General features: G+C 57.6%; 20 protein-coding genes and 1 tRNA gene. 4 read left to right on the top strand and 17 right to left on the bottom strand.

The features are described 5' to 3' along the window. Window positions 1–32: 32 nt before the first annotated feature. The 15 genes from DCL27_RS15990 to trxA form a co-directional block, all read right to left on the bottom strand. Window positions 33–109 (bottom strand) — tRNA-Arg (locus DCL27_RS15990). Between the two features lie 162 nt (window positions 110–271). Further along, window positions 272–1,012: a lipopolysaccharide N-acetylmannosaminouronosyltransferase gene (wecG, locus tag DCL27_RS15995; RefSeq protein WP_005290179.1), complete on the bottom strand. Its 741-nt coding sequence runs from the start codon at window positions 1,010–1,012 to the stop codon at window positions 272–274. Further along, on the bottom strand, window positions 1,002–2,381 hold the full coding sequence (gene wzyE / locus DCL27_RS16000; protein ID WP_005290177.1) for an ECA oligosaccharide polymerase: 1,380 nt from the start codon (window positions 2,379–2,381) through the stop codon (window positions 1,002–1,004). The genes wecG and wzyE overlap by 11 nt, the downstream gene beginning before the upstream one ends. After that, the gene (locus tag DCL27_RS16005; RefSeq protein WP_035600423.1) at window positions 2,378–3,457 is read right to left on the bottom strand and encodes a TDP-N-acetylfucosamine:lipid II N-acetylfucosaminyltransferase; all 1,080 of its coding nucleotides are present in this window, start codon (window positions 3,455–3,457) and stop codon (window positions 2,378–2,380) included. The genes wzyE and DCL27_RS16005 overlap by 4 nt, the downstream gene beginning before the upstream one ends. Next, complete coding sequence (wzxE, locus tag DCL27_RS16010; RefSeq protein WP_035600425.1) at window positions 3,454–4,704, bottom strand: lipid III flippase WzxE; 1,251 nt, start codon at window positions 4,702–4,704, stop codon at window positions 3,454–3,456. Before wzxE ends, DCL27_RS16005 begins: the two co-directional genes overlap by 4 nt. After that, window positions 4,704–5,834 carry a dTDP-4-amino-4,6-dideoxygalactose transaminase gene (rffA, locus tag DCL27_RS16015; protein ID WP_035600427.1) on the bottom strand — a complete coding sequence of 377 codons (1,131 nt, stop codon included), beginning with the start codon at window positions 5,832–5,834 and terminating at the stop codon, window positions 4,704–4,706. The genes wzxE and rffA overlap by 1 nt, the downstream gene beginning before the upstream one ends. A 19-nt stretch (window positions 5,835–5,853) precedes the next feature. Next, complete coding sequence (gene rffC, locus DCL27_RS16020; RefSeq protein WP_005290169.1) at window positions 5,854–6,549, bottom strand: dTDP-4-amino-4,6-dideoxy-D-galactose acyltransferase; 696 nt, start codon at window positions 6,547–6,549, stop codon at window positions 5,854–5,856. Beyond that, complete coding sequence (gene rfbA / locus DCL27_RS16025; RefSeq protein ID WP_035600429.1) at window positions 6,527–7,408, bottom strand: glucose-1-phosphate thymidylyltransferase RfbA; 882 nt, start codon at window positions 7,406–7,408, stop codon at window positions 6,527–6,529. The genes rffC and rfbA overlap by 23 nt, the downstream gene beginning before the upstream one ends. A gap of 268 nt (window positions 7,409–7,676) precedes the next feature. Then, window positions 7,677–8,741: a dTDP-glucose 4,6-dehydratase gene (rffG, locus tag DCL27_RS16030; protein WP_035595384.1), complete on the bottom strand. Its 1,065-nt coding sequence runs from the start codon at window positions 8,739–8,741 to the stop codon at window positions 7,677–7,679. Continuing rightward, window positions 8,738–10,000, bottom strand: coding sequence for a UDP-N-acetyl-D-mannosamine dehydrogenase (gene wecC / locus DCL27_RS16035; protein WP_005297118.1), 1,263 nt, complete (start codon window positions 9,998–10,000; stop codon window positions 8,738–8,740). Before wecC ends, rffG begins: the two co-directional genes overlap by 4 nt. Then, window positions 9,997–11,127, bottom strand: coding sequence for a non-hydrolyzing UDP-N-acetylglucosamine 2-epimerase (gene wecB, locus DCL27_RS16040; protein ID WP_035597561.1), 1,131 nt, complete (start codon window positions 11,125–11,127; stop codon window positions 9,997–9,999). The genes wecC and wecB overlap by 4 nt, the downstream gene beginning before the upstream one ends. A gap of 80 nt (window positions 11,128–11,207) precedes the next feature. Continuing rightward, window positions 11,208–12,248: an ECA polysaccharide chain length modulation protein gene (wzzE, locus tag DCL27_RS16045; RefSeq protein WP_005297114.1), complete on the bottom strand. Its 1,041-nt coding sequence runs from the start codon at window positions 12,246–12,248 to the stop codon at window positions 11,208–11,210. A gap of 30 nt (window positions 12,249–12,278) precedes the next feature. After that, complete coding sequence (wecA, locus tag DCL27_RS16050) at window positions 12,279–13,367, bottom strand: UDP-N-acetylglucosamine--undecaprenyl-phosphate N-acetylglucosaminephosphotransferase (protein ID WP_035597564.1); 1,089 nt, start codon at window positions 13,365–13,367, stop codon at window positions 12,279–12,281. A 280-nt stretch (window positions 13,368–13,647) separates the two neighbouring features. Continuing rightward, window positions 13,648–14,907, bottom strand: coding sequence for a transcription termination factor Rho (gene rho, locus DCL27_RS16055; protein WP_005297111.1), 1,260 nt, complete (start codon window positions 14,905–14,907; stop codon window positions 13,648–13,650). A gap of 431 nt (window positions 14,908–15,338) precedes the next feature. Next, the gene (trxA, locus tag DCL27_RS16060; protein WP_005290144.1) at window positions 15,339–15,665 is read right to left on the bottom strand and encodes a thioredoxin TrxA; all 327 of its coding nucleotides are present in this window, start codon (window positions 15,663–15,665) and stop codon (window positions 15,339–15,341) included. 146 nt (window positions 15,666–15,811) lie between these two features. Here trxA and rhlB point away from each other — a divergent pair, with 146 nt between their 5' ends. Then, window positions 15,812–17,101, top strand: coding sequence for an ATP-dependent RNA helicase RhlB (gene rhlB / locus DCL27_RS16065; protein WP_005290142.1), 1,290 nt, complete (start codon window positions 15,812–15,814; stop codon window positions 17,099–17,101). Between the two features lie 5 nt (window positions 17,102–17,106). Further along, entirely contained in the window at window positions 17,107–18,609 is a 1,503-nt protein-coding gene (gppA, locus tag DCL27_RS16070) for a guanosine-5'-triphosphate,3'-diphosphate diphosphatase (protein WP_005290140.1), read from the top strand. 38 nt (window positions 18,610–18,647) lie between these two features. Here gppA and rep read toward each other — a convergent pair whose 3' ends face one another. Then, window positions 18,648–20,669 (bottom strand): DNA helicase Rep, encoded by a 2,022-nt coding sequence (rep, locus tag DCL27_RS16075; RefSeq protein WP_035597567.1) that lies wholly within the window; start codon window positions 20,667–20,669, stop codon window positions 18,648–18,650. Between the two features lie 198 nt (window positions 20,670–20,867). On the opposite strand from rep, the gene ppiC reads away from it, so the two are divergent. Continuing rightward, complete coding sequence (ppiC, locus tag DCL27_RS16080) at window positions 20,868–21,149, top strand: peptidylprolyl isomerase PpiC (protein WP_005290135.1); 282 nt, start codon at window positions 20,868–20,870, stop codon at window positions 21,147–21,149. Between the two features lie 28 nt (window positions 21,150–21,177). Here the strand turns inward: ppiC and ilvC are convergent, their stop codons facing one another. After that, window positions 21,178–22,656, bottom strand: a complete 1,479-nt coding sequence (gene ilvC / locus DCL27_RS16085; RefSeq protein ID WP_035597571.1) for a ketol-acid reductoisomerase — start codon at window positions 22,654–22,656, stop codon at window positions 21,178–21,180. Between ilvC and DCL27_RS16090 the strand changes: the two genes are divergently transcribed. After that, window positions 22,655–22,798 (top strand): hypothetical protein, encoded by a 144-nt coding sequence (locus DCL27_RS16090; protein WP_005290131.1) that lies wholly within the window; start codon window positions 22,655–22,657, stop codon window positions 22,796–22,798. The two genes, ilvC and DCL27_RS16090, sit on opposite strands and share 2 nt — an antisense overlap. The last annotated feature ends 15 nt before the right edge of the window (window positions 22,799–22,813 follow it).

The following is a 22,813-nucleotide window of genomic DNA, read 5'->3' on the forward strand; positions in this document are numbered from 1 at the left end:
TACCACCGCAGCTCCGACGCCGTAAAAAATAATGGCGCGCCCGACAGGATTCGAACCTGAGACCTCTGCCTCCGGAGGGCAGCGCTCTATCCAGCTGAGCTACGGGCGCTCAGCGCCGTTGCGGGGGTGGATACTACGGGCTTCAGGCGATCCTGTCCAGTGCTTTTTTGCAGAAAAAACGCGTTTGATTACAGTTTGCCCATTCTGACGCAAAAAACCTCACTACACAGGCCACTCCCCCTATTGGTGCTACACCATCCCCCACGGAAGACTAGAGCTTACCGCGATAGTAATAGCTGACGAAACGCAACAGCTTCGCCTGACGGCGCCAGCGTGTCGGTTGGGAGAGCAGACGATACAACCACTCTACGCCCAGGCGACGCCACAATAGTGGCGCTCGGCGCACCCGCCCGGTAAAGACATCGTAGGTTCCCCCTACCCCCATGTATAACGCCTGAGGATAGTGAGCCCGACAATCGCGCATCACCATCTCCTGGCGTGGAGAGCCCATCGCCACCGTCACGATCTGCGCCCCACTGGTACGAATGCGCTCAAACAGTGCCTCACGCTGATCCGCAGGAAAGTAACCATCCTGCGACCCGACGATATTAACCCCCCACTGACGGCGCAACTTCTCTTCGGTCTGCGCCAATACCTCGGGCTGACCTCCCACCAGAAACACCGGGACACCTAACTCCCCGGCACGCTGCATCAACGCCTCCCAGAGATCCGCGCCCGCGATACGGCTCACCTGTGCCGCCGGATACTTACGGCGTATCGCCCGCACGATGCTAATACCATCGGCATACTTATACTCTGCCGCCGCGATCAACGCCTGGAGCGCCTTATCCTGCTCGGCGGTGATCACCTTCTCGGCATTGATCGCCACCAACGTCCCCGGCCGTACTCGCCCTTCGGCAAACAGATGCTGTAAAAACTGCTCGCTGTCGCGAAATCCCCAGATATCGATGCCGCGGATGTCATAGTGTGGAATCGCCTGATTACTCTCCATCGTTTTTTCCCTTAACGGCAGCCCATTCCTCGCTCGCAGTTAGCCTACGCGGACGGATCAATCCCGCCACATCGAATAGCCAATACAACAGCTTAGCCAACAATAAGCAGCAGCCAAAAATGATACAGAAGAACACCACGCGCGAGACAAAGGCATCCAATCCCTCGCGCGCCAACACGATAATGTTGAATACCGCACCGAAACAGAAGGCCTGGATCACCGCCGCACGATAGCGATTCGCCTCCACCCGTCCGCGCGCGTACAGCCAATCAAACCACTTGATGATCAGCCCAACCGCCACCGCCCCCAGCGGAATAAACGCCACGCCGCCCATCACGACTAACGAGCCGATCAACGTCGGCGAGATAGCCAATCCGGAGTGGTTATCCAACACCTCCCAGGTGAAGTAGTTGGCGCTATTCAGCACCAAATGGGGACGATCTGGCCACAGCCAGCTGGGGATGAAAACATAGAAATCACGGGCGATCGGTGCCAGCCCCTGAAAGTCGATCTGGCTATAGTGCTGAAGCAGCAATGCCAGGTTTTCCCAGGGGGAGAAGGTATCGCGCGTCAGGTACAGAAACGTATACAACGCCTCATCACCACTCACCGCCAGGCCATAGCGTTTCAACGCCAGCCAGAACATCCCGACCACACCGACGACGCCGGCCAACGCCAACATCCACAGGGTGATCCAACCACGCTGAATGCCGATAAACAGGAACAGGGCGAAAGCGATGATGATATTGGCGCGTGTCCCGCCGACAATCACATAGGTCAGTAGACCGAAGGCGACGGTACTCGCCAGGAAGAAAAACCAGGCTCGCGGCGTTTGACGCAGGAAGTAAACCACCAACATCGCCGGGATAAAAAAGTAAAAGAAGCGCTTCAATGCCACGCCGGAGACGCTGCTGGAAAAAATCTGACTATAGGAGTGCAGTTTGAATAACAGAAAACCGTTGTTAAGAAAGAAGATGGTCACGGTTACTAAAGCCAGCAGTGCCAGCAACAGCCAGATCAACTGCGCTTCGACCCGGTTGACCTGTAGCCAAGGCGCGCGCTGTCGTATCATCGTAGGCTCCGCGGCACGCAGTCGCGTCTTGTAGCTAACGTAGTAAATGGCGTAGAAGGCCGTCGCCGACAGCAACGCGTACAGCAGATCCTCCGTAGGCACCGTCTGTACTTCAAAGCGGAACACCAGCGCACAGGTTAACGGGAAGCCGAAGTAGAAAGTAAGCAGAAATAGCAAAGAAAAGAATACGTTAAAATTAAAACGTACCCGGCGAAACTCTTTGTAGGTCAAAAACGCGACGAACAGCAGTGAGAAGAAGTAGACCAGCGCCAAGCCGGCAAATTGCATCAGCGTCATGTGCGCTCTCCCAGCGCCAGCGCCTGCTGCCAGCCCTCGATATAATTGGGATTAAAAAAGGCGACGCGTTGCAGGTCACACTGCGCCAACTGATGCTGCGCCGCCCGAACCGCCGCCTCATCCAGCGCCTCACCGTCAAACAACAACGGGAGCTGTTGCTCAGCCAGATCGTGCCAGAAGGGGTTATTCCGACTCAATACTACCGGGATACCCTGCTGTAGCAACAGACACAACGTACCGATGCCCTGCTGCCGTTCAAAGATGAAATAACCCAGATCGCACTCTGCCAACAACGCTAGATAGTCGGCAAAAGCCAGCTGCGACGTCAATGGGGTAGCATGAGCGCCGAATAGACGCTGCGCCTCGGCACACACCTGCCCCACATACTCCCGGTTATTCGCCGGGTAGCCCAATGGGATAATCACCCGGATCCGCTCGCCGAAGGCGGCATGTAACGACCGTAACGCCGCCAGATGGCGATTGCTGCGATCGCCCGAGTTCCCCAGCAACACCGTTAACGGTCCGCTCGTCGTGCGCGGAACACCTCGTGGACGGGTCAATGCCGGATCCATACGTGTGGGGAAATAGAGTGGCGAGGTGGCTACCTGCGGGTAGCGCTGACGATAGTACGCCAGATCACCCAGAGTGGCGAAGAGATGCCCCACCCGTCCCTGCGCCAGGCGACGCATGCGATAGAATAGACGATACTTCCAACCGGCGGCATCTTCATACAGATCGGCGCCCCACACATGCCACAACACCTGCTGTGCCTGCAGTCCCCCGGTCAATAACGCCAGCCACAACCAAGGATTGAACTGGCCATGCAAGAAGAAACGCTGCATACGATCAGCGCGCGCGCGCGCCACCAGCGCCCGCGCCAACGCACGCTTATCAGGCCAGACCTCGATCGACAGATGCGTCAACCCCGCGAACGGCGTGGCATCTCGAGCCACCACCATAAAGCGTCGGCGAGGGGCATCCCCCGCTGTTGTGGCCAACACCTCGTCAAAGAAACGCAACAGCGTCAGGTTATGGTGGGGAATATCCGCACCCAATACGTGAATCAATGTCGTCATGCGCGCTTACGATAAATCCAGAATACGCTGCCACACAGCAGGAAATAAATAATATAGGTCGCCATATACGCCTGTGCGGCGCCCTGCGCCCCATGTAGCGGGATCAGCAGACGCGAGAATAGCGTCAACAACAGGAACTGACTGAGCTCACACAGTAGGTAAAAGCGTAGCGAAGCCTTGGCGATCACCAGATAGCCGAAGACATAAGCACCGACCTTAAACACGTCACCGACTAGCTGCCAGGCGAACAAATCGCGCATTGCGCTGAACTGGCCGGATAACAACAGCCAGATCACCAGATCACGCAGCAACCAGACGGTAAAGCTGACCGCGGCGACGGCCGGCAAGACGAAGCGTAGCGCGCGCCCGATCTCGCGTCCGATGGCCTGGCGGCTGTGTAGGCCGGCCAAGGTCGGCAACAGATAGACGCTAAACGACGCGGTGATGAACTGGAGGTAAGCATCGGAGATCCCGCTCACGCCCTGCCACAACCCAACCGCTTGCCAGCCATACAGCGTCGCCAGCTGGTTACGCATCATGACATAGGCCACCGGCATGGTCACCGCCGTCATTAACGCCATCAGGGTAAACTTACCCAGACTCGTCGCCAACGCACGATCCCAAGCAGGACGGAAATAGTGCCAGGGGATATGGCGTCGTCGCCACAGCACCCATAGGGCTGGCAGCATGGCGACGGCAGGGACCAAGGCTAAGCCGGCCAGCGCTCCACGATACCCCCCCAGCAGGTAGCTCAGCGCGTAAGCGGCGACGCCGAGTAGGCTGCCACCCGCCACCGCCAGGGCATTACCACGCGCATCGCGATACCCTTTGATCACCGCCAAGCCGTAGTTACTGCAAGCGATACCCATCTGTAGCAGAGCCAGCAGACGGATCACCGCCTGATAACGTCCATCGCCGAACAGCGCCTCGCTGATCGGCCGGGCTGCCGCCACGAAGATCAAGGCCAGCAGCAAGGAGAACGCGAGGATCATCGTCGAGGCCGTACCCAGCAGCGGATGGAGCTTCTCGGGCTGCTGACGATACTCCGCCACATACTTGGTGATACCGTTGAAGATACCGGCGCCGGACAAGACCCCCAGTACGGTGATCACTTGACGAAAGTTCGCTGCCTGCCCGACCCCAACCGGACCGAAGGCCACGGCCAACAGCTTCACCACCACCAGCCCGGCACCGATCTTGATCAGCGTCGAACCGGCAGTCCACAACGATGCGCGTGCCAGAGACATCAGCGGAAGAAGCTCAAAATACTGTTGATCACGGTACGCTGGTTAACCTCCGGCAGGTTATAAAACAGCGGCAGACGCACCAGGCGCTCGCTCTCACGCGTAGTGTAACGATCCTCACCGGTGAAACGGCCAAAGCGCGCCCCACCAGGGCTGCTATGCAAGGGGATATAGTGGAATACCGCCATGATCTCCGCCTCTTTCAGGAAGTCGATCAGTGCGCCACGTTGCGCCTCGTCGCGCAGCTTGAGATAGAACATATGGGCGTTATGCTGACACTCCGCCGGGATGGTCGGCAGGGTTAAGCGCCCCGCGGCAGCCAACGGCGCCAAGGCATCATGATAGTTCTGCCAGAGTTGCAAGCGCCGCTGATTAATACGCTCGGCGACCTCCAGTTGCGCCCACAGATAGGCGGCCTGTAAATCGGACATCAGGTAACTGGAACCGATATCGCGCCAAGTGTACTTATCGACCTGACCACGAAAGAACTGACTACGGTTGGTGCCCTTCTCACGAATGATCTCCGCCCGCTCGATCAGCGTCGCATCGTTGATCAGCGTCGCCCCACCTTCGCCGCCAGCGGTGTAGTTCTTGGTCTCGTGGAAACTATAACAGCCGATATGGCCGATGGTACCCAACGCCCGGCCCTTATAGGTCGCCATCACCCCTTGCGCCGCATCCTCGACCACATACAGGCCGTACTGCTGCGCCAGCGCCATGATGGTATCCATCTCGCAAGCGACGCCGGCGTAATGTACCGGCACGATGGCACGGGTTTTCTCCGTGATCGCCGCCTCGATCAGCGTCTCATCGATGTTCATCGTATCGGGGCGTATGTCGACGAAGACGATACGCGCGCCACGCAATACGAAGGCATTCGCCGTCGAGACGAAGGTGAAGCTCGGCATGATCACCTCATCGCCGGGTTGGATATCCAACAGCAGCGCCGCCATCTCCAATGACGCGGTGCAGGAGGGCGTCAACAACACCTTAGCGCTCGCGAAGCGCTGTTCCATCCACTGCTGGCAACGCCGCGTAAAACCACCGTCGCCGCACAACTTGCCGCTGGCCATCGCCGCCTGCATATAATCGGACTCGCTACCGGTGACCGGAGGCGCATTAAATGGGATCATTGTGTTCACCTAGAGAAAGTTATCGGTACAACCAATAGGCGGTCGCGTCCACGCGCGCACCGCAACCAAGGTAGAGACGTTGCGCCGCGAGGTTGCCGACCTGGGTGGCAACAGACAACCGCGACAACTGCTGTGCATGGCACCAAGCCTGCGCCTGCGCCACCAGGCGTCGCCCAACGCCACGCCGTGATGCCGCGCGATCGACCGCCAGTAAACCGATGCGAGCCTCGCCCGCGTCCAGTGCCCGTAACGTCACGAAACCCTGCGGGGCACCCGTATCATCTAATGCCAATAGGCATGCGTGGTCAAAGGTGCCATACACCGCCTTCTCCACCCATTCGGCATAGAAGCGGCCGCTATCCTGTGGTTGATACCAAGGGGTGCGAAAGCGGCTCAAGGCAAAGGCCTCGCGCGCCAAGGCGCGCAGCCACAGGCAATCGTCGGCTTGCGCCGGACGCTGCCGGCCGGACGGTGCTGCCGCCTGCGGCGACAACACAAAATCCACCTCGCCCTCCGCGAGGCGAAACCCCAGGGCATACAGTGCATCGCAACACGCCAGATCGTCGGCAGGCACCTTAGCCTGTACCAACTGGTAGGCATCGCACGCCGCCGCCTGTAACGGGGGCGCCTGATCACAGAAACTCAGCCGCCCGGTGTGTAGGGCGAAGAAGGCGCTTTCCCACGCCAACGGCTCAATATTGGCGTGGACGGACATGCAACAACTCCCGTAGATAGGTGCCATAGGCGGTCTTAGCCAAGGCGTCGGCGGCGCGCGCCACCCCCTGATCATCCAGCCAACCGTTACGCCAGGCGATCTCCTCGAGGCAGGCAATCTTGAACCCCTGACGCTTCTCTACCGTCTGGACGAAGGCGCTGGCCTCCAGCAAGCTATCGTGAGTCCCCGTATCCAGCCAGGCGAAGCCTCGCCCTAACAACTCGACGCTGAGCGCATCGCGTTGCAGATACATCTGGTTAATGCTGGTGATCTCCAGCTCGCCACGCGGTGATGGCGTCACCTGACGCGCGAACTCCACCACCTGAGCATCGTAGAAATACAGCCCGGTCACGGCCCAGTTAGAGCGTGGCTGAACCGGCTTCTCCTCGATGGAGCGCGCACGGAAATCCTCGTCAAACTCGACCACACCGAAACGCTCTGGATCCATCACCTGGTAACCGAATACCGTCGCTCCCTGTTGACGCTGCGCCACCTGGCGCAGCTTGGGGCTGAAGCCCTGCCCAAAGAAGATATTGTCTCCCAACACCAGGCAACAGCTGTCTCCGGCCAGAAACGACTCACCGATTAAGAAGGCCTGAGCCAACCCTTCGGGGCGTGGCTGCTCGGCATACTGCAAGTGAATACCGAAATCGCGACCGTCCCCCAACAAACGTTGAAATGCCGGCAGATCCTGAGGGGTACTGATCAGCAGGATCTCCCGGATCCCCGCCAACATCAGCACCGATAGCGGATAATAGATCATCGGTTTATCGTAGATCGGCAGCAGCTGCTTAGAGACGCCGCGCGTTATGGGATAGAGGCGGGTACCCGATCCTCCCGCCAGAATAATGCCTTTCATGCCTGATCCTTCTCTTCGCGTGCGACCGCGCGCCATCACGGCGACGACGCGCGGGAGTCTTAGAGCCTATCCCAGTAGGCGTATAGTGTTGCCGCCAGTTTAGACACGGACAGCGCGCAACAACCGGAGCGTACACGCAGTACGTGAGGATTATTCGCTTCGCTCACCCATCACGCCGCCCTGAAGGGCGTTCAACACGTTGTTACGTTTTTGGTGAGCACGGCCCAAGACCAAAATGGCAAATAAAATAGCCTAATGGCACAGGCTATTAGACCAGCCCCAGCCGCTCTCCGGCATAGGAGCCATCCATCACCGCGCGCCACCAGGGGACGTTCGCCAGATACCAGGCCACCGTCTTGCGAATGCCGCTCTCAAAGGTCTCCTCGGGGCGCCAGCCTAACTCGCGCTCGATCTTACTGGCATCGATCGCATAACGCAGATCATGCCCGGGACGATCCGTCACATAGGTGATCAGATCGGCGTAACGCGCCACACCGGCAGGCGTCTGCGGCACCATCTCTTGTAATAACGCGCATAACGTCGTCACCACATCAATATTGCGTCGCTCGTTATGCCCACCGATGTTGTAAGTCTCGCCCACCTTGCCTGCCGTCACCACACGGTAGAGGGCGCGAGCGTGATCCTCGACATACAGCCAGTCGCGCACCTGTAACCCATTGCCATATACCGGCAGAGGCTTACCCGCCAAGGCATTGATAATGGTCAATGGGATCAGCTTCTCGGGGAAATGGTAGGGACCGTAATTGTTGGAGCAGTTGGTGACCAGCACCGGTAACCCATAGGTACGCAGCCAGGCTCGCACCAGATGATCGCTGGATGCCTTCGAGGCAGAGTAGGGACTGCTCGGCGCATAAGGGGTATCCTCACGAAACAGATCCTGCGGCCCCTGCAGATCGCCGTACACCTCGTCGGTCGAGATATGGTGAAAGCGGAAAGCTGCGCGCCGTGTCGCCGGCAGGGTGATCCAGTAGGCCCGTGCCGCCTCCAATAGGGTATAAGTACCCACGATATTGGTCTGGATGAACGCGGCCGGCCCATCGATTGAACGATCGACATGGCTCTCCGCGGCCAGGTGCATGATCGCGTCCGGCTGATACTGCGCCAAGATCCGATCCATCGCCGCGCGATCGCCAATGTCGGCCCGTTCGAATGCATAACGATCGCTCTGTGCCACCGGTGCCAACGAGGCCAGATTACCGGCGTAGGTCAGCTTATCGACCACCACCACGCTGTCGCTCGTCTGCGCGATGATATGACGAACCACGGCAGAGCCGATGAAACCGGCACCACCGGTAACCAGAATGCGTCTCACCGCCATACCCCCTTGGTATCGACCACGAAGCGTTGGCTCGCCGCCTGCGGCGCCAACGCACGGAACGGCTGATGATCTACCAACAACACCACGACGTCCGCCTGGGCTAACGCCGTGCTGCCATCGACTAACTGCGCCAGACCGGCCAGACGCGCCGGTAACTGCTGAATGTTAGGCTCGACCACCAGGGTGCGGCCGCTGTGCCATTGCGCCACCATCTCGGCGATCTCCATCGCCGGACTCTCTCGCAGATCATCGATGTCGGGCTTGAAGGCCAGACCGAAGCAGGCGATGGTCACCTCCGAGGCTCGCTTGTCCTCGGTCGCCAGGCAATCGGCCAACGCCGCCTTGACCCGATCGACCACCCACAGGGGTTTACCGTCATTCACCAGACGCGCCGTATGGATTAGCCGCGCCAACTGCGGATTTTGCGCCACGATAAACCACGGGTCGACGGCGATACAGTGGCCACCGACGCCCGGCCCCGGTTGCAGAATGTTGACGCGCGGATGGCGGTTCGCCAAGGCAATCAATTGCCAGACATCGATCCCTTGGGCATCACAGATCAGGGACAGTTCATTAGCGAAGGCGATATTGACGTCGCGAAAGCTGTTTTCGGTCAGTTTGCACATCTCGGCGGTACGGGCATTCGTCTCCACGCATTCGCCTTCGAGAAACAGCTTATATAGCTCGCTGGCCTGTGTCGAACAGGCGGGCGTCATGCCACCGATCACCCGATCATTACGCAGCAACTCCAGCATGATCTTCCCCGGCAGCACACGCTCGGGGCAGTAGGCAACACGGATATCCGCCTGTTCACCCGCCTGATGAGGAAAGCGCAGATCTGGTCGGCATTCGGCCAACCACGTACACATTTGCTCGGTGGTACCTACCGGTGACGTCGACTCGAGGATCACCAGATCGCCAGGCTTCAATACCGGTGCAATCGAGCGCACCGCCGCCTCGACATAACACAGATCCGGCTCATGCTCGCCCTTAAACGGCGTCGGGACAGCAATCAGAAAGGCATCGGCGGGCTCGGGACGCAGCACTGCGCGCAGGAAGCCCCCCTCCACCGCCCGTTTCACCGCCCGATCCAGATCGGGCTCGACGATATGGATCTCGCCGCGATTGATGGTCTCGACCGCGTGCTGATTGACGTCGACGCCGATAACCTGCTTTTGGCAGCCGGCGAATGCCACCGCCGTCGGTAAACCGATATAACCCAGGCCAATAACGGAGATAGTATTAAAACTCATAATGTTGCCCGATAATTTTTCAATACGTCCAAAATACGCTGGCAGGCGTGTCCATCGCCGTAAGGATTGGTGGCATGGCTCATCGCCCGATATTGCTGCTCATCATTCAGCAGTTGACCCACCTGTGTGACGATCGTTGCCGCATCCGTCCCTACCAGGCGTACCGTTCCCGCCTCCACTGCCTCCGGCCGTTCGGTGGTATCGCGCATCACCAGCACCGGCTTACCTAGCGAAGGCGCCTCCTCCTGAATGCCACCCGAGTCCGTGAGGATCATCCGGGCACGCTCCATCAGATAGACAAACGGCAGATAATCTTGCGGCGGAATCAAGAAGACGTTCGCGATATCACGCAGAATGCGATTAACCGGCTCGCTGACATTGGGATTCAGGTGCACGGGATAGACCACCTGTAACTGCGGGTGACGATGCGCAATCTGCGCTAAGGCCGTACAGATACGTTCGAATCCCCCACCGAAACTCTCCCGACGATGGCCAGTCACTAATAGCAAGGGACGATCCGCCTGCAGAAAGGGGTAATTCGCCGCCAGGCGCGCCTGTAAGACGGCATCGCTTTGGATCTTGTCGCGCACCCATAGCAAGGCGTCTACCACACTGTTTCCCGTCAGATAGACATGCTGTGCATCGACCCCTTCACGCAATAGGTTCGCGCGAGCCGTCGAGGTCGGTGCAAAATGAAACCGAGCTAAATGGCCGGTCAGCGTGCGATTAGCCTCCTCAGGCCAGGGAGAATAGAGGTTACCCGTACGTAATCCTGCCTCCACATGGGCGACAGGGATACGTTGGTAAAAGGCGGCCAAGCTGGCCGCCAGAGTCGTAGTGGTATCACCATGGACCATCACCAGGTCAGGGCGAAAATCGGCCAGTACCGGCTTAAGGCCACTGAGAATACGGCAGGTAATATCGCTCAAATCCTGCCCCGGCTGCATGATATTCAGATCATAGTCGGGGGTAATGTGGAACAAGCCAAGCACCTGATCCAGCATTTCCCGATGCTGGGCGGTGACACAGACGCGCGCCTCGAACGCCGCATCGGCGGCAAGGGCTTGCACCAACGGCGCCATTTTGATGGCCTCGGGGCGCGTGCCAAAAACAGTTAACACTTTCACTGTATCATTCTTCTTTCGTTACCGCCGCGCCCCACACGCAGCATGGAGGCGGCGCATTCCCTGTTAAGCGCTAACATCGATCATCCGTGACGCGGACGACGAACCAACGCAACGCCAGCACCGACCAACGCCCCGATGACACCCCACATCACCAGAATAAAGATCCGCCGTGGGCTATCACGCTTCACCGGCTCCTCCGGCGTACGCAGATAACGGTAAGGTTGGAAGGCCGCATCGACAACCGGCCCGACATTCAACGTATTGAGCATCGCACGATTACGATCATAGTCGATATCATAAGAGGGACCGACGGCGCGCAATGCCGTAAGCCGAGCGCGTAGCATCGGCTCACCCAGCATAAACAGTTCGGAGTCAGGCAAGTCGGCCTGCGTAGCTTGGCGCTGATTCCGGGTGATCCCCTGCTGGGCCGCGATCTTCAATCCCTGCTCCAGGCCAGCCAACTCGCGTTGATAGATCGCCTGCGCTACCTCTTCCTGGCGCTTCACTTGTGCCTTCATGGAGACGGTACGCGCCGCCCAAGCCCCTTGTAACCCGGCATCCAAATTGGCGCGGGCACGCTTGGCGGCAAACGCCACATATTGGCGTAACAACTGGTTAGCCTGCGCGGCGCTATCGGCGGTGAGGCGAATACTATCCGAGGTTTTCTTCGCCGCCTCACCCGGTAGAAAAACAATCTGATTAATCAGTTCATCTAGGAGAGCCGCATCGGCACGCGCACTCCCCTCTTTATTGTCCTGATAATATGAGCTGCGTAGCCAGAACTCACGCCGGGTATCGTAGGATGCCAGTTGAGTAATAAACTCCGCATAGGCCTCGTCGGCGATACTCCCCTCGGCCAGCGTGCCATTCGGCGCGCTCAGTTGAGCCAGATTACGTAAAAACTGCTGCTGCGAATAGTATCCGCCCAGCGTATTGATCGTCGGACTCGCAGTAATCGCCGTTGCACTCCACTTCTGCGGCATCAATAACGATACCCCAAAGGCTAACGCGGCGCATAACACCGCCATCCCCACGATCCATGACTTACCGCGCCATAACACGCGACACAATCCCCGAATATCCAGTTCGTTTTCTACGGGCATCGGACTTTGACTCACCATCGATTTTCCCTTTATAACCAGCGCGGGCCGTTACACATGCAGACTTGCCGACTTACGGCGCCAGCGACGCTTTATTCGTTTCACCAGTCGTGCCACACGCCAGGCGCGTTTGATACAGTAGCCGTACAGGAAAAAAGCAAGCAAGAAGAGTGCCATCATGACATATTCCGGCAACCAATATTCCCCCATCACCCCGATGGCTGCCAATAGGGCAGCCGCCAGGGTGATTAAGACGAATGCCTGACGCGAGGTGAATCCCGCCCGCATGATCAGATGGTGGATATGTTGCCGATCCGGTGCGAAGGGACTCATGCCCTTACGTAAACGCCGATACATGATGGCGATCATATCCATCAAGGGAATAGCGATCACCCACAACGCCGTTACCGGATTCATCGGATGACTGTGCTCCTGGGTGCTCTGCAATAAGATCCAGATCACCGTAAAACCGATCAAGGTACTCCCCGCATCCCCCATAAACACTTTGAAACGTCGCCCAAAAGCGCCTAAATTCAATAGGATATAGGGTAATATCGCCGCGATGATAGCGAAACACCACAGCGCTAAATCACGCTGCCCATCCCACAGTAACAGGATACCCATGGCTGCAAAGGTCACGCAGGAGAGGCCGCCGAGCAGGCCATCGATACCATCCACCATATTGAAGGCGTTGATCGCCGCCCACACCGCGAATAGCGTCACCAGGTAGCCGAATGGCCCGAGAATTAACTCCCACGGTCCTAGTACCCCACCCAGGCTACGTAGATAGAGCCCCGCGCCAACTATCATGGCGATAGCGATCAACGCCTGTACCGTGGCGCGAAACTTCACGCTGATATCGAAACGATCATCCAACGCGCCGACAAATACCAATATCCCGGCACAGATCAGATAGAGATTGGCATGGGGAATATAGGGCCGGAAGACCAAGAAGGTAAAACAGATCCCGGCATACACCGAGATTCCCCCAACCAACGGGATCAACCCTTGATGTCGCTTACGGTAATTGGGTTTATCCACCAGACCTATCCGCTTCGCCACCTTGCGAGCAAGGAATAAAAAAACCATGGAGAAGAGGAAGATAAGAAAAAGTTTACTACTCAGAGTGAGTAAATTCACGGTTAACTGCTCTCTGTCTGATCACCACAACAACGCCCCGCGGTGATATCCCTGTAACAACACCAGTAACTCAACACCCACTGTGATCAACGTCATCACCAAGACGCGACCATGCCACCGAGCTGAACATTATCGGTACTCTATCGGTATAGCCTCACCGCACGCATCATTTTCACACATTTTGTGCCACAACCTATTTGACTAATCCTATCCGCTCAATGAAAAAAACGCCACGTTATTACTAACGTGGCGTCTGCTTCCCGCGCTGATGGCGCAATAATTAAGAGCGTTTCATCATATCGAAGAATTCATCGTTGGTTTTCGTCATTGCCAACTTATTAATGAGAAACTCCATCGCATCGATTTCCCCCATCGGGTGAATAATCTTGCGCAGGATCCACATTTTCTGCAGTTCTTCTGGTGTGGTCAGCAGCTCTTCCTTACGGGTACCGGAGCGGTTGTAATCGATCGCCGGGAAGACACGTTTTTCCGCGATCTTACGGGACAGATGTAACTCCATGTTACCGGTGCCCTTAAACTCTTCGTAGATCACTTCGTCCATCTTAGAACCGGTATCGATCAGCGCCGTAGCGATAATGGTCAGGCTCCCGCCCTCTTCCACGTTACGAGCCGCGCCAAAGAAACGCTTCGGACGATGCAACGCATTGGCATCCACACCACCGGTCAAGACCTTACCTGAGGCCGGAACCACGGTGTTATAGGCACGCGCCAGACGAGTGATGGAGTCCAATAGAATGATAACGTCTTTCTTGTGCTCGACTAAGCGCTTCGCCTTTTCGATCACCATCTCGGCAACCTGCACGTGACGCGAAGCCGGCTCATCGAAGGTAGAGGCGACCACTTCGCCCTTCACCAGACGCTGCATCTCCGTCACCTCTTCCGGGCGTTCGTCGATCAACAGCACCATCAGCACGCAGTCTGGATGGTTGTAAGCGATGCTCTGGGCGATGTTTTGCAGCAACATGGTCTTACCGGCTTTCGGCGGCGCCACGATCAAGCCACGCTGACCACGACCGATCGGCGAGGCCAGATCCAGCACGCGTGCGGTCAAGTCTTCGGTAGAGCCGTTACCACGCTCCATGCGCAGACGAGAGTTGGCATGCAACGGAGTCAAGTTTTCAAACAGGATCTTGCTGCGAGCATTCTCCGGCTTATCGTAGTTAACTTCGTTAACCTTCAACAACGCAAAATAACGCTCACCCTCTTTCGGCGGACGAATTTTACCGGAAATGGTATCGCCTGTACGGAGGTTAAAACGACGGATTTGGCTAGGAGAAACGTAGATATCATCGGGACCGGCGAGGTAGGAACTGTCTGCGGAGCGGAGGAAACCAAATCCATCCTGGAGGATCTCCAGCACACCATCGCCAAAAATATCTTCGCCACTTTTGGCATGCTGCTTAAGGATGGCAAAGATAATATCCTGCTTCCGCATGCGCGCCAGGTTTTCCAGCCCCATGCTCTCGCCAAGCGTAATCAACTCAGAAACTGGCGTATTCTTTAATTCGGTAAGATTCATAGTGGTGGGTTCTTTAAACTCGGGGTATATCTCGAACTGTATAGTGAATGGTGTGACGGGGTCACCCATGCCTGTTTGCGAACTTTCCCTCCCCTGCCCCATGACGACTAACGGTGCAATAGATCCAGCGGACGATTCTCGCTGATGGGACGAAAAGAGGCGTTAACGATTTAAAACCTATGTTTTAACTTGCTGATTTACGTGTTTATCCCGCTAGAGCAGTCTCACCAACAGGAAAAACGCTTGTGATACAGAGGTTTCAAACAGAGTAAAACTTAGATTCTAACTTTTGGTTCAAACCAGATGATTCAAACTACAGGTAAGCACTGACTGGCAGCGTGGTTAAACTTAACACGCTTATGGGCAGACGTCTAGCGGTCAACAGCAAGAATCCATTAACCGCCGGACGCCATCACAAATGACGGCCAACCTTACAGGTTAGCGTCCAGGAACTCTTTCAGTTGAGTCTTGGACAGGGCGCCCACTTTAGTGGCGGCAACCGCTCCATCTTTGAACAACAGCAGGGTCGGAATACCGCGAATGCCATACTTCGGCGCAGTCGCCGGGTTCTCATCGATATTCAGCTTAGCAATGGTCAACTTGCCCGCGTACTCGGCGGCGATTTCATCCAGGATCGGAGCAATCATCTTGCACGGACCGCACCATTCAGCCCAAAAATCAACCAGAATCGGACCTTCTGCCTTCAGTACATCAGCTTCGAAGCCACTGTCGCTCAGGTGAACAATTTTATCGCTCATGTTCTACTCCACAGGATTAAGTCTGCCTTGTTGGTTTATAGTAATAGCCTACTTCCCCCAACAAAGGGTTGACTTTATTTCAACGGATACGCTTTCGTAAAGCAATACTTTCGTGAAGATGAGGTTAACTGTTATCCTACGCCATTATGAGCAAAACACACTTGACTGAACAGAAGTTTGCCGACTTCGCCCTGCACCCGATGGTGATTAAAGCCCTTGAATCTAAAGGCTTTCACAGCTGCACGCCCATTCAAGCACTGGCATTGCCCCTGGCGATCGCCGGGCGTGATGTCGCGGGACAGGCGCAAACCGGCACCGGCAAGACGCTAGCATTTTTAGCGTCTACTTTTCATTATCTCCTGACACATCCAGCCATTGCCGAGCGCAAAACCAATCAGCCACGCGCGCTGATCATGGCGCCGACACGTGAGTTGGCCGTCCAGATCCACTCCGATGCCGAGCCGTTAGCCCGCGAGACCGGCCTCCGTCTGGGGCTAGCCTACGGTGGTGATGGTTATGACAAGCAGCTAAAGGTGCTCGAGCAGGGTGTCGATATCCTGATCGGAACGACGGGGCGTCTGATCGACTATGCCAAACAGGGTCATGTCGATCTCGGAGCCATTCAGGTTGTGGTGCTTGATGAGGCCGACCGGATGTTCGATCTGGGCTTCATTAAAGATATTCGTTGGCTGTTCCGCCGCATGCCACCGGTCGCCCAGCGTCTTAATATGCTGTTCTCGGCAACGCTCTCTTACCGAGTTCGTGAGCTGGCGTTCGAGCACATGAATAATGCCGAATACGTCGAGGTCGAACCGGAGCAGAAGACCGGCCATCGTATTAAAGAAGAGCTGTTCTACCCCTCCAACGAAGAGAAGATGCGTCTGCTGCAAACGCTGTTGGAGGAGGAGTGGCCGGATCGTTGCATCATTTTCGCCAACACCAAACACCGTTGTGAAGATATTTGGGGCCATCTGGCCGCCGACGGTCACCGTGTCGGCCTGTTGACCGGCGATGTGCCACAGAAGAAGCGCCTGCGTATTCTGGATGACTTCACCAAAGGGCACATCGATATTCTGGTCGCAACCGATGTCGCCGCGCGTGGTCTCCATATTCCAGCCGTGACTCATGTGTTTAACTACGATCTACCGGACGATTGCGAGGACTATGTACATCGCATTGGCCGTACGGGTCGCGCAGGCGCCAGCGGTAACTCCATCAGCCTGGCCTGCGAAGAGTATGTTTTGAATCTGCCGGCTATCGAGAACTATATCGGTCACTCGATCCCCGTCAGCAAATACAACAGCGAAGCCCTGCTCACGGATCTGCCAGCGCCGAAACGCCTGAGCCGTAGCCGTAACGCTGGCGGCGCTCGTCGCCCTGGTGCGCCGCGTCGTGGCAATGGCGCTCCGCGCCCTAACCGTAAACGCACGGGTTAATCCAGATGGGCAACTGCGCCTCGTTGTACGCCGCCATCGACTTAGGATCCAACAGCTTCCACATGCTGGTGGTACGGGAGATGGCGGGCGGTATCCAGACACTGGCACGCATCAAGCGTAAGGTACGTCTGGCCGCCGGGTTAAACGCCGACAATGATCTATCGCTCGAGGCCATGCAGCGGGGCTGGCAATGCCTCCGTCTGTTCGCCGAACGCCTACAGGATATTCCGGTCGACCATATTCGTGTGGTCGCGACGGCCACGCTACGCATCGCACGCAATGCCGACGTCTTCGTCGAACAGGCGCAGGCAATCCTCGGCAGGCCGGTGCGCATCATCAGTGGTGAGGAAGAGGCCCGACTGATCTATCAGGGGGTCGCTCATACCACCGGTGGGGCTCGGCAACGTCTGGTAGTCGATATCGGTGGCGGTAGCACCGAGCTGGCTTGTGGCGAAGGCGCCAAGGCCGATGTGCTATTCAGCCTACCGATGGGCTGTGTTACCTGGCTGGAACGTTACTTTAGCGATCGCCATCTGACGCGGGAGAACTTCGCCCGTGCCGGCGAGGCGGCACACGCCATGATCGCCCCGGTACGCGATACGCTATTGCGCCATGGCTGGCAGGCGTGTGTCGGGGCCTCCGGTACGGTACAGGCATTGCAAGAGATCATGGTCGCTCAGGGAATGGATGAGCGCATTACCCTAAGCAAACTGTGCCAACTGCGTGATCGCGCCATTGAGTGCGGCAAGCTGGAGGAGCTGGAGATCGAGGGGCTAACCTTAGAGCGTGCCCTGGTTTTCCCCAGCGGGCTCGCTATCTTGATTGCCCTATTCGAGGCGCTGAACATCGACAGCATGACCCTCTCCGGTGGCGCGCTGCGCGAAGGGTTGGTCTATGGCATGCTGGCCCTGCCGGTCGACAGTGATGTGCGCACCCGGACGCTGCATAACATCCAACGCCGCTTTCAGGTCGACGAGCGCCAAGCCGATCGGGTCTGGCAGTTAGCCGAGCGCCTGGCTCAACCGCTGAGTCAGGCATGGCCTCTGGATAGCTGCGCCAAGACGCTGCTACACGCGGCCTGTCTGCTACATGAGTTAGGACTTAGCGTCGATGTGCGTCAGGCGGCACAGCATGCCGCCTACCTGGTGCGTCATCTGGATCTCCCCGGTTTCACGCCGGCGCAGAAGAAGCTCCTGTCTACGCTGCTGGCTAACCAAAGCGGCCCGCTCAACCTGGCCCTATTCGGCCAGCAGAATGCCGTCCCCCTCCCCACCGCCCAGCGACTGTGCCGCCTGTTACGTCTAGCGATTATCTTCGCCAGTCAGCGTAACGATGGCACACTCCCCTCTCCCCAGATCGATCTGGAGGCGGATGAGGCGTTACGACTCACTCTGCCCGTAGGCTGGCTGGCCGAGCATCCGCTACGCGCCGAGAGCTTACAGCAGGAGAGTCTGTGGCAGGGGTATGTCCACTGGTCGCTAACGATCGCGGAAGCACCACACCACTAAGCCATGGGCGCCCGATGGGCGCCCTGATTCTTTGCAGCTTAGGATGACTTCGCTCGCGCCAACTGCGCTTTCAGATTGGCTAAATGCGACTTCCCTCGCTGCATTCGCTCCTCGGGGCTCACCACCTTACGTGCGCTCTCCCACAGCAGATCATCCTGCGGCAGCTCCAGTAGGAAGCGGCTCGGCTCTGGACGCACCAACTCGCCATACTGGCGCCGTTCGCGACACAACGTGAATACCAGCTCCCTCTGCGCCCGAGTGATGCCGACGTAGGCCAGACGCCGCTCTTCATCGACATTCTCCTCATCGATGCTACTCTGATGCGGTAGTATCCCTTCCTCCATGCCAACCAGGTAGACGTAGGGAAACTCCAATCCCTTAGAGGCGTGCAGTGTCATCAATTGCACCTGATCGGCCTCCTCTTCAGACTCTCCCCGCTCCATCATGTCACGCAAGGTAAAGCGGTTGACGACTTGCGTCAGGGTCATCGGCTCATCCAGATCGTTGCCTTGCAACATCTCGGTCATCCAACTGAATAACTGATTGACGTTCTTCATCCGCATCTCGGCCGCCCGCGGGCTAGCCGAGGTCTCAAACAGCCAGCTTTCGTAGTCAATGCCATGGATCAGATCGCGTACCGCCGCCGTCGCGTCACGTTCGCACAACGCGGCAATCTCCGCCAACCAATGGGTGAAATGTTGTAACGATGCCAACCGCGGCCCCTTCAGAGTCTGCTCCAGCCCGACATCGAAGCTGGCACGAAACAAGCTGATACCACGCTGATTCGCCCACTCGCCCAGCTTTTGTAGGGTTGCCGGACCGATCTCACGCCGAGGCGTATTGACGATGCGCAGGAAGGCGCTGTCATCGTCTGGGTTGGTGAGCACCCGCAGATAGGAGAGCAGATCCTTAATCTCTGCCCGGGAGAAGAAGGAGGTACCGCCGGAAATCTTGTAAGGGATGCGGTTTTGCATCAGCATCTTTTCAAACACCCGCGACTGATGGTTACCACGGTAAAGGATGGCGTAGTCGCTATAGGCGGTCTTATTAATAAAGTGGTGAGCGATCAGCTCGCCGACGACCCGCTCCGCCTCGTGCTCCTCGTTGTTGGCCGTGATCACCTTAAGCGGTTCCCCATAACCAAGCTCGGAAAAAAGCCTTTTCTCAAACACATGCGGGTTATTGGCGATCAAAATATTGGCCGCCTTGAGGATGCGTTGCGAGGAGCGATAGTTCTGCTCCAGCTTGACCACCCGTAACGCCGGGAAGTCCTCCTTCAGCAACACCAGATTCTGTGGACGGGCGCCGCGCCAGGAGTAGATAGATTGGTCGTCGTCACCGACCACAGTAAAGCGGGCGCGGCTGCCGACCAGCAGCTTGACCAACTCATATTGACTGGTGTTCGTATCCTGATATTCATCAACCAGCAGGTAGCGGATACGCTGCTGCCAACGCTCCCGCACCGTCTGGTCACGCCGTAATAGCAGCGTCGGCAACAGGATCAGATCATCGAAGTCGAGCACATTGCAAGACTTCAGTTGCGCGTCATACAACGCATAGCAGTCGGCGAATAGGCGATCTCGCGGTGAACGCGCCAGTGCGGCCGCCTGACTCGGATCGATCAGATCATTCTTCCAGTTGGAGATCGTGGCGATCAGTTGTTGTAGCTGGGTCTTATCCTTCTCCAGCCAACGCTCGGTCAAATCGCTCAACAGCGCCAGTTGGTCCTGATCGTCGAAGAGCGAGAAGTTGGGCTTCATCGCCAGCGCCTTATATTCACGCTTGATGATCTCCAGCCCCAGGGTATGGAAGGTCGAGATCATCAGACCGCGCGCCTCTTTGCGCCCCAGAGTCTGCGCCACACGCTCCTTCATCTCGCGCGCCGCCTTATTGGTAAAGGTAACGGCGGCGATCTGGCGGGCGGGATAGCCACACACCCGGATCAGATGAGCGATCTTATTGGTGATCACTCGCGTCTTACCGGATCCGGCACCGGCGAGGACCAGACAGGGGCCTGTAACATATTCGACGGCCTGCTGCTGACCGGGATTTAAACGCATGACGGTATACCTGCTAATGATGACATCGAGGAGCGGGGCGATTGTAGCAGAAAGCGACTGGGGAAAAAAAACGCGGCTCATCGCGGGAGGGGGCACATTGCCTGATGACGCACGCCACCGTACACTAGCGCTTCCATCGCCCGGCACACACACGGCCAGGCGCATCGCCAAGCGTAGAGTAAAGAGTAAGGAGTTACCATGGCCCGAAGCGCCGCCGCCCTGCACATCCTGGTCGATAGCCAGACCGAGGCCGAGGCCCTGCTGCAAAAATTACGGCGAGGAGCGAACTTCCAGGCGCTGGCACGCCGTCATTCGCGCTGCCCCTCGAAGCGCCAGGGGGGCGATCTCGGTGAATTTCGTCGGGGGAGCATGGTGCCCGAGTTTGACCGCGCCGTCTTCAGCAGCCCACTGCTGACGCCAGTCGGCCCGGTCAAGACCCGTTTCGGCTACCACATCATCAAGGTGCTGTATCGCAACTAAACAGCGCGCTACAGACTACGCTAATGCCTCACTCCGCCACGGCAATGCGCTTCATTGCCGTCATATAACCGCGCAGACGCTCTCCGACGATCTCGATGGGATGTTGACGGATGGCCTGATTAACGTCACGCAGGGTGGCGTTATCCACCGCGCTGACGGGTAGCGCCTGACCCAGATCACCCGCCTGCAGCGTCGTCATAACATGCTGGCGCAGCAGCGGAACCGCCGCGTTAGCGAACAGGTAATTGCCATACTCGGCGGTATCGGAAATCACCACATTCATTTCATACAGACGCTTACGCGCGATGGTGTTGGCGATCAGCGGCAGCTCATGCAGTGATTCATAATAAGCCGACTCGGCGACGATCCCGGAGGCCACCATGGTCTCAAAGGCCAGTTCGACGCCTGCCTTCACCATCGCCACCAGCAACACCCCGTGATCAAAATAGCTCTGCTCATCAATCTTGCCGCTGAACGGCGGGGCGTTCTCGAAGGCACTCTTGCCGGTCTGTGCCCGCCAGGTCAGCAGATGTCGGTCATCCTCGGCCCAATCGGCCATCATGCCTCGGGAGAACTCACCGGAGATAATGTCATCCATATGCTTGGCGAACAGGGGCGCCAGCAGAACCTTGAGTTGTTCGGCCAACTCATGGGCACGCAGCTTCGCCGGATTGGAGAGGCGATCCATCATCAGGGTGATCCCCCCCTGCTTCAGGGCCTCGGTAATGGTCTCCCAGCCAAACTGGATCAGCTTACCCGCCCAGGCCGGATCGGCTCCATCCGCCACCAGACGCTCATAGCACAACAGCGAACCGGTTTGCAGCATGCCACACAGGATGGTCTGCTCCCCCATCAGATCGGACTTCACCTCCGCCACGAATGACGACTCCAGTACCCCGGCGCGATCACCACCGGTCGCCACCGCCCACGCCTTGGCGATCGCCATCCCCTCCCCGCGCGGATCGTTCTCTGGATGCACCGCGATCAGGGTCGGTACCCCGAAGCCGCGCTTATACTCCTCACGCACCTCGGTGCCTGGACATTTAGGCGCCACCATCACCACGGTGATATCCGGGCGGATCTGCTCGCCCACCTCGACGATATTGAAGCCATGCGAATACCCCAATGCCGCTCCCTGCTTCATCAACGGTTGTACCGCTCGCACCACGGCAGAGTGCTGCTTATCCGGCGTCAGGTTAATCACCAAGTCGGCCTGCGGGATCAGTGTCTGATAGTCGCCGACGACAAAGCCATGCTCGCTGGCGCGGCGATAAGAGTCACGCCGCTCGGCGATCGCCTCATTACGTAAGGCATAGGCGACATCCAGCCCCGAATCGCGCATGTTTAGGCCCTGATTCAACCCCTGCGCGCCGCAACCGACGATCACCACCTTCTTACCACGCAGTGCCGCGACACCATCGGCGAACTCCTCTCGCGCCATGAAACGACATTTACCCAGTTGCGCCAGCTGTTGGCGCAGATTCAGCGTATTGAAATAGTTCGTCATGCTGCACTCCGTCCTGTTCGGTGATGGGGTATGCATCCGGCGATCCGCCGCCGCTACCCTAATGGTGATGTCCCTGCCCGTCCGCCTGCTGCTCGACGGCGATAAGACCATCATAGGCCAGGACGAGCGTTGCTTAAATTGATATATTGAGAAGATG

Origin of the sequence: Edwardsiella tarda ATCC 15947 = NBRC 105688, assembly GCF_003113495.2 — a bacterium.
In the GTDB taxonomy this organism is placed as follows: Bacteria; Pseudomonadota; Gammaproteobacteria; order Enterobacterales; family Enterobacteriaceae; genus Edwardsiella; species Edwardsiella tarda.